Annotated in this window: 11 protein-coding genes; 7 read left to right on the top strand and 4 right to left on the bottom strand. The window is 63.8% G+C overall.

The annotated features are described in order from the left end of the window. Positions 1-431 (top strand): transposase (locus G7Z99_RS18570; protein ID WP_181096408.1); only part of this gene is annotated, 431 nt, incomplete at its 5' end. A gap of 293 nt (positions 432-724) precedes the next feature. Beyond that, on the top strand, positions 725-2,146 hold the full coding sequence (mapR, locus tag G7Z99_RS18565) for a GntR family transcriptional regulator MpaR (RefSeq protein ID WP_181096406.1): 1,422 nt from the start codon (positions 725-727) through the stop codon (positions 2,144-2,146). Between the two features lie 9 nt (positions 2,147-2,155). On the opposite strand, the gene lexA is transcribed toward mapR, so the two are convergent. Then, a complete protein-coding gene (gene lexA / locus G7Z99_RS18560; RefSeq protein WP_181096404.1) occupies positions 2,156-2,764 on the bottom strand; it encodes a transcriptional repressor LexA in 609 nt (202 codons plus the stop codon). Between the two features lie 103 nt (positions 2,765-2,867). Between lexA and G7Z99_RS18555 the strand changes: the two genes are divergently transcribed. Beyond that, positions 2,868-3,542, top strand: a complete 675-nt coding sequence (locus G7Z99_RS18555; protein WP_181096402.1) for an HAD family hydrolase — start codon at positions 2,868-2,870, stop codon at positions 3,540-3,542. 302 nt (positions 3,543-3,844) lie between these two features. Here the strand turns inward: G7Z99_RS18555 and G7Z99_RS18550 are convergent, their stop codons facing one another. From G7Z99_RS18550 to G7Z99_RS18540, 3 genes are read right to left on the bottom strand one after another with little or no spacing between them, the layout of a single operon-like run. After that, positions 3,845-4,627, bottom strand: a complete 783-nt coding sequence (locus G7Z99_RS18550; protein ID WP_181096400.1) for a sulfite exporter TauE/SafE family protein — start codon at positions 4,625-4,627, stop codon at positions 3,845-3,847. A 9-nt stretch (positions 4,628-4,636) separates the two neighbouring features. Further along, complete coding sequence (locus G7Z99_RS18545) at positions 4,637-6,319, bottom strand: bifunctional protein tyrosine phosphatase family protein/NAD(P)/FAD-dependent oxidoreductase (protein ID WP_181096398.1); 1,683 nt, start codon at positions 6,317-6,319, stop codon at positions 4,637-4,639. Positions 6,320-6,379: 60 nt separating this feature from the next. After that, positions 6,380-7,246: an MBL fold metallo-hydrolase gene (locus G7Z99_RS18540; protein ID WP_375139171.1), complete on the bottom strand. Its 867-nt coding sequence runs from the start codon at positions 7,244-7,246 to the stop codon at positions 6,380-6,382. A gap of 210 nt (positions 7,247-7,456) precedes the next feature. On the opposite strand from G7Z99_RS18540, the gene G7Z99_RS18535 reads away from it, so the two are divergent. From G7Z99_RS18535 to G7Z99_RS18520, 4 genes are all read left to right on the top strand, one after another. Beyond that, positions 7,457-8,104, top strand: coding sequence for a peroxiredoxin (locus G7Z99_RS18535; RefSeq protein WP_308812306.1), 648 nt, complete (start codon positions 7,457-7,459; stop codon positions 8,102-8,104). Continuing rightward, complete coding sequence (locus G7Z99_RS18530; protein ID WP_181096394.1) at positions 8,104-8,529, top strand: ArsR/SmtB family transcription factor; 426 nt, start codon at positions 8,104-8,106, stop codon at positions 8,527-8,529. The genes G7Z99_RS18535 and G7Z99_RS18530 overlap by 1 nt, the downstream gene beginning before the upstream one ends. A gap of 291 nt (positions 8,530-8,820) precedes the next feature. Continuing rightward, a complete protein-coding gene (locus G7Z99_RS18525) occupies positions 8,821-10,614 on the top strand; it encodes a thiamine pyrophosphate-requiring protein (RefSeq protein WP_181096392.1) in 1,794 nt (597 codons plus the stop codon). 155 nt (positions 10,615-10,769) lie between these two features. Beyond that, positions 10,770-12,200 (top strand): methylenetetrahydrofolate reductase C-terminal domain-containing protein, encoded by a 1,431-nt coding sequence (locus G7Z99_RS18520; RefSeq protein ID WP_181096390.1) that lies wholly within the window; start codon positions 10,770-10,772, stop codon positions 12,198-12,200. The last annotated feature ends 209 nt before the right edge of the window (positions 12,201-12,409 follow it).

Genomic DNA, 12,409 nt, shown 5'->3' with positions numbered 1-12,409 from the left:
ACCTCATCGAAAACATGATCAAGAAACTGCTCGAGCAGGCAGGACTGATGCCGTTAGTCAGGCGATGCATGAAAGTTGAAGGCGTTGGTTTTCTCACCGCTGCGCGCTTGGTCGCCACCTACCAGCGAGGTGAGTTCAAGAGTGCCGATGCCTTCATCGCTTTTCTGGGAATGGATTTGCGAGTGGCTCAGTCGGGCAAGAAAAAAGAACGCTCGACATTGACCAAACGAGGCGATCCAGAGGTCCGTCGTCTGCTGCACAATGCGGCGATGTCAGCAGGCAGGACAACTGCTTGGAAAACGTTTTATGAAGACAAGCAGAGCCACGGTTTTAAAAAGACTCAAGTCCTGGTCATGCTGGCCCGCAAGCTGGCTCGGGTGGTCTTTGCCCTGATCAGAAGCGGAGAGGAATATCGTCCAAAAGCCGCTTGAGTCCTTGGCAATTACCATAGAATCTCCCACAGGTGACCGCGATAGCCTGCAACGCCATGATGTAGCTACGGATGTAGGAGCGGCCCCTGTGCCGCGATCGGGCCCAAGGTCCGCCAAATCGACCAGACCGATCCCAGCCCCTACGGTTCATACCGGCATGCCATGACTGCACAAGCCCCTGAAACGCCCATCTGATCCGCTGTCACCGACGCCAGCTGCATCTGTACTGCGCAGCACCATCTGGGCATAGTGGACACAACCGTCCACTGCCGCGCCGCTGCCAGAGCCTGCCCATGAAACGCTACGAACGCTTCGCCGACGACATCGCCGAACTGATCCGCTCCGGCGTGCTCGGCCCTGGTCAGCGGGTCCCGTCGGTGCGTTATGCCAGCCAGGCGCACGGGGTCAGCCCTTCGACGGTGTTCCAGGCATACTACCTGCTCGAGCGCCGCGGCCTGATCCGCGCCCGACCGCGCTCGGGCTACTACGTCAACGCGCACCCGGCGCAGCCGTTCCACGAGCCCTCCCAGCCGATGCCGGCCCACCAGTCCACCGACGTCGACGTCAGCGACCTGGTGTTCTCCATCCTCGACTCGATGAAGGACCCGGCCACCGTGCCCTTCGGTTCGGCGTTCCCCAGCCCGACGCTGTTCCCCTTGCAGCGCCTGGCGCGTTCACTGGCCAGTGCCAGTCGGGCGATGGACCCGCGCGTGGTGGTCACCGACCTGTCGCCAGGCAACCCCCAGTTGCGCCGGCAGATCGCCCTGCGCTACATGGTCGGCGGGCTGGTGCTGCCCATCGAAGAGCTGCTGATCACCAACGGGGCGCTGGAGGCGTTGAACCTGTGCCTGCAGGCCGTGACCGCGCCAGGCGACCTGGTGGCGATCGAGGCGCCGGCCTTCTATGCCTGCCTGCAAGTGCTCGAGCGCCTGAAGCTCAAGGCCATCGAGATCCCGGTGCACCCCCGTGAAGGCATGGACCTGGAGGCGCTGTCCCAGGCCTTGCACACTCACCCGATCAAGGCGGTGTGGAGCATGACCAACTTCCAGAACCCCATGGGCGCAAGCATGCCCGAGGCGCGCAAGCAGGCGCTGGTGGCGTTGCTGCGCGAGCACCAGGTGCCGCTGATCGAGGACGACGTGTATGCCGAGCTGTACTACGCCGCGCAAGCGCCGAAGCCCGCCAAGGCGTTCGACACCGACGGGCTGGTGCTGCACTGCGGCTCGTTCGCCAAGAGCCTGGCACCGGGCTATCGCATCGGCTGGGTGGCAGCCGGACGGTTCGCGCCTCAGGTCGAACGGCTCAAGCTGATGACCTCGCTGTGCGCCTCGATGCCGGCCCAGGCCGCCATCGCCGATTACCTGCAACACGGGGGCTACGACCGCCACCTGCGCCGCCTGCGCCATGCCCTGGAAAGCCAGCAGGCCAGCATGCGCGCGGCGGTGGCACGGTACTTCCCGCCGCAGACGCGGGTCAGCCAGCCCAGCGGTGGGTACTTCCTGTGGCTGGCGCTGCCCGAGCAGGTGGACTCGCTCGCGCTGTTCCGCATCGCCCTGGCCCAGGGCATCAGCCTGGCGCCGGGGCCGATCTTCTCGCCGACCCGGGGGTTCACCCACTGCATCCGGCTGAACTACGGCATGCCCTGGACCCCGGTCGAGGAGCAGGCCATGGCGACCCTGGGGCAGATCATCCGTTCGCTGCTGGACAAGGCCTGAGGCTGCTTGTCAGTCGCGTCGCAGCAGGCCGCAGTAGATGCCTTCGATGACGAACTCGCGCTCCGGGCCGATCTCGATGGGCGCGTAGTCGGGGTTGCGCGCCAGCAGGCGGTAGCCGTCCGGCCCGCGGTGAAGGCGCTTGATGGTCACGTCCCCATCCAGGCGCGCGACGACGATCTGCCCTTCGTGGGCCTCGCCCTGTCGACGGATGCCGACCAGGTCGCCGTCGCAGATGCCATCGCCGATCATCGAGTCGCCGCGCACCTTGAGCAGGTAGTCCGGGGTGCGGCGGAACAGGCTGGGGTCGACGTGAAGCTGTTCGTGCAGGTCGACGTCCGGGCCGATCGGCGCACCGGCCGCGACCCGCCCGAGCACCGGCAGCTCGAGCATTTCCGGGCGGCGCAGCGGCTCGGCCAGGCGAATGCCACGGGCCTGGTTCGGCGTGACGTGAATGTGGCCGGCCTGGCTCAACGCGGTGATGTGCTTGCGCGCCACGCTGCGTGAGGCGAAACCGAAGCGCTCGGCGATGTCGGCCAGGCTCGGTGGCTGGCAGTGGTCGGCGATGCGCTCGCGGATGAAGGCGAGAATCGCCTGGCGTTTGGGGGTCAAGGTGTCCATGGCGCACGGTTGTACCGTGTTCGCAGCCTGCTGACCAGCCCCTTCGCAGGCCGGTTTCGCTATGATGGTCGGCCTTCCATCCCTGACGTTGTCTGGAGAACCGATGCTGAGCGCCCTGCTGTTCGATCTCGACGGTACCATGACCGATACCGACACCCTGCACTTGCAGGCCTTCCGGCGCCTGCTTCACGACTACGACGGGCGTGAACTCAGCGAGGCGCAGTTCAAGGCGCAGATCAGCGGCCAGGGCAACGGCCCGTTGTTCGCCCGCCTGTTCCCCGAGCTCGACGCCGAACGCCAACAGGCCCTGGCGGCGCGCAAGGAGGCGTTGTTCCGGGAGCTGTCACCCGACCTTGAACCGATGCCTGGGCTGGTGCGCCTGCTGGACGACGCCAAGGCACACGGGATCGGCCTGTGCGTGGTGACCAACGCGCCCCGCCTGAACGCCGAGCACATGCTTGACGCCATGGGCCTGCGCGCACGCTTCGAGCATGTGCTGGCCGCCGAGGACATCGCCCGCCCCAAGCCTGACCCCCTGCCCTACCAGACCGGCCTGGCCCGGCTCGGGGCCGAGCCAGGGCAGGCGCTGGTGTTCGAGGACTCGCTGCCGGGGGTCAAGGCCGGCAAGGCTGCCGGGGTGTTCACCGTGGCGCTGTGCACCACGCAACGGGCCGAAGACCTGCGCGAGGCAGGGGCCGACCTGGTGATCGAGGACTTCGAGGACGAGCGATTGTGGGCAGTGATCGAGCGGATGAAGGCGGACGGGTGCAAGGCGTGAGGTCTGGCGGGCTGTCGCCAAGGTGATCGCGTTAGGCGTCAAGACCCAGGCTTTTCAACGTCTTTGCCTGACACGATGTGGACCACATCGCTGATCTAGCGGAACGATTCACCCCCCTCTGTGGGAGGGGGCTTGCCCGCGATGCAGGCGGTGATGGGCCGGACGCTATCGCGGGCAAGCCCGTTCCCACAGAGGACTGAGCTTACCTGTATCAAGCCGATTAAGCGGTGGAGACGACAACGACCCTATCTTGGTGCTTTTCCCAAAGAGATTGAAAGACCTGGCGTCAAGGCCGTACGGGCTTAGCCAAGCGCACTTCGGTAGAGCATGTAGAGGGCTGTCAGCGCAATTACCATCGCGGACAGCACGTTCAACGCACCTCGCCTCTGCGACAGGCGCGAGGCGAGCCAGGCACCGATGATGCCGCCCATTGCGCCCCCGATGATGAAACTCAAGGCTAACGGCCAGTCCACCAGCCCTGAGCGGGCATAGTTGAATGCCGTCATGAGCCCAAACGCGGTCACTGCGACCAACGAGCTTCCGACGGCGATGAGTGCCGGCATGTGTGTGGTTGCGATCAGCCCGGGGACCACCAGAAACCCGCCGCCAATCCCGAAAAAGCCGGACACCGCACCGGTCAATGCACCTGCGGTCGATAAGCGAAACGCGTTATTGCGCCCTAGCGTGACGGTAGGGTCTTCAAGCGTGTTTCGATGCCGCAACGTCAGCACCGCAACGATGAGCATCAAGCAGGCGAACAGCGTCAGGAGTTGTTGTCCGCTTACGGCCTTGCCGACCGTGGATCCCACAAAGGCACCTGCGAGTCCGACCCCAGTAAACACCAGTGCGCAGGGCCACTTCACATGCCCTTGCCTGGCGTGATTGACCAGGTTGACGGCCGCATTGACCGCGACCGCCAGGGCACTGGTACCGATGGCGATGTGAGGATCGCTGATGCCGACCAGGTACACCATCAACGGCACTGCAAGGATGGATCCACCGCCTCCTACCAGTCCCAATGTCAGCCCTACCAGCGAGCCAGCGCAGGCGCCAAGCACATACTGCACAACGGTGAGGGTGGGCATGGCGGACCCTTACCCTACGACGCGTGAAGTGCGTCGCGCGGGTGTACACAACCATTCGCGCCCCTTGAGCATCCCATCCCAATAGAGCCGAGGAAGCGCCTCGGTCTTCAAATGCCAAGCCAGCCGGGAAGGTCGTTTTCCATCGAGCAGCCAACGTGGGAAGGTGGGCAGGATCTTTCCACCATATCCGAACTCGGCCAGCACGATCTTCCCGCGTTCCACGGTGAGGGGGCATGACCCATAACCGTCATACACGGCGCACAAGGGCTTGCCCTCCAGATACGCCAGTGTGTTGTCTGCCACGACAGGCGCCTGCTTGCGCGCGGCGGCTGCCGTCTTGGCATTCGGTGTAGAGCTGGCATCACCCAGAGCGAAAATGTTGGCATAGCGCAGATGACACAGCGTGTCCTGATCCACATCGACCCATCCCGCCTCGTTCGACAGTGGGCTATTGCGAATGAAGTCGGGCGCTTTCTGGGGTGGGCACACATGCAACAGGTCGAAGCGTCGTGTGTGCTCGGTCGTTTGCCCCGTGGCATCGGTACGGCTGAAGGTCGCCACGCGGTCCGCTCCATTCACGGCCGTCAGGGTCGATCCGACATTCAGCCGGGCCTGATAGCGCTCCACGTACTCCATCAAGGCTGGCACATAGGCCGCGACGCCGAACAGGGCTGGCGTGGCGGTATGGAATTCGATGTCGATATCATCCAGGGCTCCAACGCGAAGCCAATGGTCAGCGGAAAGGTACATGGCCTTTTGAGGAGCCCCAGCGCACTTGATCGGCATTGGCGGCTGCGTGAAGAGCGCACGACCTCGACGAAGCGTTCGTACCAGCTCCCACGTATAAGGCGCCAGGTCGAATCGATAGTTGGAGGTGACGCCGTTGCGTCCCAACGTCTCTGCCAGACCCGGGATAGCCTCCCAATCCAGTTCGATGCCCGGTGCAACGATGAGCGCGTCGTAGGTGAGCAGGCGCCCGTTATCGAGCTCGACCCTGTTGCACTCAGGCTCGAAGGTCGTGACGCTGGCTTTTTCCCAGGTCACCCCGCTTGGAATGAGCGAGGCCATTGAACGCTCGGTGACTTCCTGCTTGAAGACACCTGCACCTACCAGGGTCCAGCCGGGCTGGTAATAATGCGATGTGGCCGGGTCCACGAGGCAGAGGTTCAGGCTCTTGCGTCGTTTGAGAAGGCTTGCGCAAGCGGACAGCCCCCCTGCCCCAGCGCCAACGATCACGACGTCGTAGTGCTGTGTATCACGGCGCTGCAAGAGGGGGGCAGCTGCCTCGAGACGCGGTGCCAGTTTCGCCACGTCGAACCCTGCGCGTTTGGCAGAGGCGATAATGTCGCCAGCCGGGCGTTTCCCCGCACGTGACAAGGCCCACAACGAAGCCGATCTGTTGCCTGTGCGGCAGTACGCAAGGGTTGGGCCTGGCAGCGTGGTCAATGCCTCAGTGAAGGTCGCCACGCGTTCATCCCCCAGACCCTCGCTGCCGACGGGGATATAGGAAAACGCAATATCGAAGGCACACGCCGCTGTCGCGATCTCATCAGCCGAAGGTTGATCTGGCGCTTCGCCATCAGGCCGGTTGCAGATCACGCTTCTGATTCCGAGCTGGTGCAGCGCTGGCAAGTCCGTTACCTGCACTTGTGAAGCGACAAATAGTCCTTCATCCAGACGTACACATTGCATGGCCATTCTCCTGCCTGAATCGGTTGGAAACCAGTCACCCAAGGGGTTGGTTTGTCAGGGTCAAAACTGGTCGAGCGGGAGCTTCAGGTAGCGCACGCCGTTCGATTCCGGCTCGGGTAGATGCCCTGCCTGCATGTTCACCTGTATGGATGGCAGCATCAGCCTTGGCATGGCGAGCGTGGCGTCACGGGCGTCGCGCAACGCCACGAACTCGGCTTCGGTGACCCCTTCATGCACATGGATGTTCTCTGCACGCTGAGCGCCGATGGTGGTCTCCCAGACGTACTCTTCCCGCCCTGGAGCCTTGTAATCGTGGCAGAGAAAGACCCGCGCCTGCGGTGGCAGGGCCAGGAGCCGGCGGATGGAGCGGTACAATGCAGCGCTGTCACCCCCTGGAAAATCACAGCGAGCAGTCCCGTAATCGGGCATGAACAACGTGTCACCCGCAAATACTGCATCGCCGATGACATACGCCATGCAGGCCGGTGTATGGCCGGGGACATGGAGTGCGCACCCCTTCAACGCGCCAACCTGAAAGGTGTCCCCGTCGTGGAACAGATGATCGAATGCCGTGTATTCGTCATTTTCTTCCAGCGTATCGTTGAAGATCTTCGAGAACGTCTTCCTGATGTCAGCAATGTGAGCACCGATCGCTATCTGACCGCCTACCCGTTTTTGCAACACGGGAGCAGCGGACAGGTGATCGGCATGCACATGCGTCTCCAGCAACCATTCCACCTTCAACCCGTGCTGGTGAATGAAGTCGATCAATGCCATGGCAGATCGCTCGCCCGTACGCCCGCTGGCTTGCTCGAAATCCAGAACACTATCGATTATCGCGCAACTGTTGCTGCCTGGATCCTTCACAAGGTGCGTGACGGTCGAGGTGGCTTCATCGAAGAACGAGATCACGCCGGGCGCTTTGATGGGCTCTGACAGCGCCTGAAGTACCAGGGTATCAGCTGTATGGAGCGCTTTATCGGGGCAATCAGTGACCATTGCATAACCTCTGACTGATACGATGAAATACATAGCAAATTAAGCTAACTGATAAACTATTAGCTTTCAAGCGTTCGCCATCGACGATCAGGTACGGCGGCGATAGCATGGTCAGCTGTTCAACCAAGGATATTTGCCGTGCACGCTTCCATCAGCGCCGCCTCCTCCATGCCGCCCTTGCGCATCAATGAACGCGCTCCGGACTTCCAGGCCCGTACGACCGTCGGTGAAATTTCACTGCAAGACTATCGAGGCCGGTGGCTTCTTCTGTTCTCTCATCCCGCCGACTTCACGCCGGTCTGCACGAGTGAATTCATCGCGTTCGCCAACGCCCAGAGTCGCTTCGATGAGCTGAACTGCGGACTTCTGGCCTTATCCATAGACGGCCTCTACTCCCATCTCGCCTGGCTGAGAGACATCCGCGACCGCTTTGGCGTGACCATCGAGTTCCCTATCGTCGAGGACCCCTCCATGGCCATTGCACGGGGCTATGGAATGCTCTCGGCAGATGCCTCCGACAGCTCTACGACTCGCGTCAGCTACGTCATCGATCCGGACGGAATCATTCGTGCGATGAGCTGGTACCCGATGAATGTAGGTCGCTCGGTCGAAGAGCTCCTGCGACTGGTCGCGGCTCTGCAGACTGCCGATCGTGAACAGGCCTCCACGCCCGAAGGCTGGCAGCCAGGAAAACCGCTGCTTGAGCCTGCTGCCCTCAAATCACAGGAGGCCCTGACGGTCGAGCCTGGACCTGAGGAAACCTGGTATTTCCGCTGGAGAAGATGATGAACGCACTGAGCCCTTCGGAGCTGGATGCGCTGATGGAGCATCGCGAAGACATGGCTGATTTCTTTCGCGTGATGGCCAACCCAACACGACTGATGTTGATGTGCCATGTCGCGAAAGGCGAATGCTCTGTGGCCGAGCTTGAAAGAGCGCTGGGGTTGCGGCAGCCAGGCTTGTCGCAACAGTTGGGTGAACTGCGTCAAAAAGGCTTGCTGAAAAGCCGCCGGGAGTCCCGTTCCATCTTTTATGGGATCGCCGATCCTCGCGTCCTGCCGATGCTCAAGGCGCTATACGACACGACCTTCAAGCCGACGAGCGTGCCGCCGGTGGTGAGCCGGTCGGCCGTGGATACCTGCCAAGCCGTCGCACCTCCACGCCTTGGCGAGCGTGCGATGTTTGCCCGGGTCGTACGCGATCTGGAGTAGCCAGACAGGCCTGTCACTGCAACGCCGTGAGTCCTGTCTGATGAGGCGCCAGTGGCTCAAGCGGAGCAGCGTGCAACGCTGGCCTGCGCCACGGTACCTCTTCAGGACAGGCTTCACGCAACCTGCCGTTACCGTATCGACAGATGCCAGCCCCGACCGACTTGAACCGTGCAGACGTTTGCGCACTTGCCTTGGGCCGGCAGCTTGCCGCCTTCCCCAATCCATCTGAACGCCCACTCCCCCCTCTAGTCGTACCTTCATCAGCCACCCTTGCAGAACGAGGTAGGACACATGGCAATCACCGTAGGCGACTTCCTGGTCGAACGCTTGAGCCAATGGGGCGTCACCCGTATCTACGGCTATCCCGGCGATGGCATCAACGGCGTGTTCGGCGCGCTGCGCCGCTCCGGCAAGATCGAGTTCATCCAGTGTCGACACGAGGAAATGGCCGCGTTCATGGCCAGCGCTCACGCCAAGTTCACCGGTGAGCTGGGGGTCTGCATCTCGACCTCCGGCCCGGGCGCCTCGCATCTGCTGACCGGGCTGTACGATGCGCGCATGGACCATGTGCCGGTGCTGGCCATCACGGGCCAGCAGGCCAGGACCGCGCTCGGCGGCCACTACCAGCAAGAGCTGGACCTGGTGTCGATGTTCAAGGACGTGGCCGGTGCCTATGTGCAGCAGGCCGCTGAACCTTCGCAGGTGCGTCATCTGGTCGATCGCGCGGTGCGTACTGCCGTCGGCGAACGCAAGGTCACCGCGCTGATCCTGCCCAACGACCTGCAGGAGCTGCCCTACGAAGAACCGGCCCGCGCCCACGGCACCTTGCACTCCGGGGTCGGCTACAGCCGCCCGAAGGTTGTGCCCTACGACGAAGACCTGCAGCGCGCAGCCGACCTCCTCAACAGTGGCAAGAAGGTCGCCATCCTGGTCGGCGCCGGTGCCCTGAAGGCCGGCGAGCAGGTCAAGGCGATCACCGAACGCCTCGGCGCGGGCGTGGCCAAGGCCTTGCTCGGCAAGGCCGTGCTGCCCGATGACCTGAGCTGGGTCACCGGCACCATCGGCCTGCTGGGCACCGAAGCCAGTTCGAACATGATGGAGGAGTGCGACACCCTGTTGATGATCGGCTCGGGCTTCCCCTATGCCGAGTTTCTGCCCAAGGAAGGCCAGGCGCGTGGCGTGCAGATCGACCTGGCGCCCGACATGCTGAGCCTGCGCTACCCGATGGAAGTCAACCTGGTGGGCGACGCGGCCGACACGCTCGACGCCCTGCTGCCACTGATCGAACAGAAGACCTCGCACAGCTGGCGGCACAAGATCGAAGCCTGGCGCGAGAACTGGGACCGCAAGATCGCCAAGCGGGCGCTGACCAGCGCCGACCCGATCAACCCGCAGCGGGTGGTGCACGAGTTGTCGCCGCAGTTGCCGGACAACGCCATCATCACTAGCGACTCGGGCTCCTGCGCCAACTGGTTCGCGCGTGACCTGAAGATCCGTGAAGGCATGATGTGCTCGCTGTCCGGTGGCCTGGCCTCGATGGGGGCAGCGGTGCCCTACGCCATCGCGGCCAAGTTCGCCCACCCCGAACGCCAGGTCGTGGCGCTGGTGGGCGACGGCGCCATGCAGATGAACAACCTGGCCGAGCTGATCACCGTGGCCAAGTACTGGAAGCAGTGGGCCAATGGCCGCTGGATCTGCGCGGTGTTCAACAACCAGGACCTCAACCAGGTGACCTGGGAGCAGCGAGTGATGGAAGGCGACCCGAAGTTTTCCGCCTCGCAGGACCTGCCCGACGTGCCGTACCACCTGTTTGCCATTTCCATCGGCCTCAAGGGCATCTACGTCGACAAGCCCGAAGACGTCGCCGGCGCCTGGGAACAGGCCCTGGCCAGCGAGGTGCCGGTGGTGATCGAGTTCCGCACCGACCCGGACGTGGCGCCGCTGCCGCCGCACATCACCCTGGAAAACGCCAAGAAGTTCACCTCGTTCCTGCTCAAGGGCGACCCCAACGAGGCGGGCGTGCTCAAGCAGACCGCCAAGCAGGTGCTGAGCAGCGTATTGCCAGGTCGCACCAAGGACGACTGACGTTCAGCCGGCCCGATGTCCGTTTCGAACGGCTGGAGTACGTGATTTGACATGGGACGGCCCCGACCGATGCGCGACAATACGCTCGGTCGGGGCCGCCGCACGTTCAAAGCGGCCGCCCCTCCTCTACGGCAACCTGGCCAGGAAGCGGACTCATGAGCGTACTGCAACAAGCCCTGCATGACGGCGCCTTCGCGTGCATCATGGAGTTCGTTCCCAAGCCCTCGGCGGCGCGCTTCGACACCTTCCAGCAACTGATGGCCGGTGACCGGCTCTGCGGCTGGCCCATGCTGGCTGCGGTGGCGGATCGGGTCGGTGGGCGCCTGGACCTGTCGCCGCTCGATGCGGTCGCCTCTTTCGAACCGGCCATTGCGGCCCTGGTGCATTTTTCCGGCAAGGACCGTGAGCCCCATGACCTGCTGGCGCAGCTGGCGCGCATGGACGCTGCAGGCCTCAAGCAATTGCTGGTGCTGACGGGCGATCGGCTGCCGGGCCACCAGCCTGGGCAACACCCGGTGCGCTACCTGGAATCGGTGGCGGCCCTGCGCCTGGTGCGCCAGGCCTGCCCTGACTGGTTGCTGGGCGCGGCGCTGAACCCGTTCAAGTACCACGAAGAAGAAGGCGGCGCGCAATACTTCAAGGCGCACAAGAAGCTCAAGGCAGGCGCGGACTTTCTTACGCTGCAACTGGGCTACGACGCCGACAAGCACCAGGAGGCGATGACCTGGATGAGCCGGCAACCGTCGCCCAAGCCGTTGCTGGCCTGTGTGATGGGCTTGACCCTGGGCCGGGCGAAGATGCTCGAGCACGTGGCGGGGGTCGTGCTGACCCCGTCGATGCTGGCGGTGCTCGAGGCCGAGGAAGCCGTTTCCAAGGCGCATGCCCAGGCGCGCAGCGTGGAGCGCCTGGCGATCCAGATCGTCGGCCTGCGGTTGATGGGGTACGCCGGGATCCACCTGTCCGGCATCCACGACGCCGCGCAGCTGGCGGCGCTGGACCGGCAGTTGACCCACATCCTTCCCACACTGACCACCCGCGAGCAGTGGGCCGATGCCTGGCAGGCCAGCTGGCGCATGCCTGATCTGCCGGACGTCACCTTTCATCCACCCGGCGCTCGTTGGCGGCTGGGCGAACAGCGCGTGATGGCATCCACGGGCGAGCGCTGGCGTTACCGACTCCTGTCAGGGCTGCATGACCAGCTGTTCATGCCTGAGCGAATGGTAGGGAAGATGGCAGGCTGGGCGATGCGGCGGCCCGTGTGGACCACGGCGACCGGGGCGCAGTGGCTGCACCGGCTGGAGCGGGGCCTGAAGCGGCCTATGGTGGGATGCGACACCTGTGGCAGCTGCCGGCTGCATGACACCTTGTACGTGTGCCCGGAGACCTGCCCCAAGGGGTTGGCCAATGGCCCCTGTGGCGGGACGCGGCTCAACCGCTGCGAGTTCGGCGATCGGGAGTGCGTGCACAGCGTGAAATACCGGATCGCGGTGTCGACGGGGCAGACGGCGGTGCTGACCGACCGGTTGATTCCCTGTGTCGAAGTGGAGGGACGACAGCGCAGTTCGTGGCCGGGGTGGTTTGGGTGAGGGCTGGGCCAGGTGTGGAGACCTGAGCGATTGGTGGCGCTAGTTTGTGGGCCCTGGCGGGCCCAATCGCGGCCGGTCCGGCGCTCCGGTAGGGGCCGCTCACCCGTAGTTGCACTGCGACGAGGCAGGACATCGCAGTCACCATGCGGTTACAGGACATCGCGGTTACCTGTGGGAGCGACCCCTGCCGGGGCGCCGGACCGGCCGCG

This window comes from Pseudomonas entomophila (assembly GCF_013523165.1).
GTDB classification, from domain to species: Bacteria; Pseudomonadota; Gammaproteobacteria; order Pseudomonadales; family Pseudomonadaceae; genus Aquipseudomonas; species Aquipseudomonas entomophila_A.
This window is presented reverse-complemented; position numbering and strand designations above follow the sequence as displayed.

Excerpts from the sequence above, each read along its gene's own strand:
- mapR (WP_181096406.1), top strand. The coding sequence starts at position 725 with ATGAAACGCTACGAACGCTTCGCCGACGACATCGCCGAACTGATCCGC.
- lexA (WP_181096404.1), bottom strand. The coding sequence starts at position 2,764 with ATGGACACCTTGACCCCCAAACGCCAGGCGATTCTCGCCTTCATCCGC.
- G7Z99_RS18555 (WP_181096402.1), top strand. The coding sequence starts at position 2,868 with ATGCTGAGCGCCCTGCTGTTCGATCTCGACGGTACCATGACCGATACC.
- G7Z99_RS18550 (WP_181096400.1), bottom strand. The coding sequence starts at position 4,627 with ATGCCCACCCTCACCGTTGTGCAGTATGTGCTTGGCGCCTGCGCTGGC.
- G7Z99_RS18545 (WP_181096398.1), bottom strand. The coding sequence starts at position 6,319 with ATGCAATGTGTACGTCTGGATGAAGGACTATTTGTCGCTTCACAAGTG.
- G7Z99_RS18530 (WP_181096394.1), top strand. The coding sequence starts at position 8,104 with ATGAACGCACTGAGCCCTTCGGAGCTGGATGCGCTGATGGAGCATCGC.
- G7Z99_RS18525 (WP_181096392.1), top strand. The coding sequence starts at position 8,821 with ATGGCAATCACCGTAGGCGACTTCCTGGTCGAACGCTTGAGCCAATGG.
- G7Z99_RS18520 (WP_181096390.1), top strand. The coding sequence starts at position 10,770 with ATGAGCGTACTGCAACAAGCCCTGCATGACGGCGCCTTCGCGTGCATC.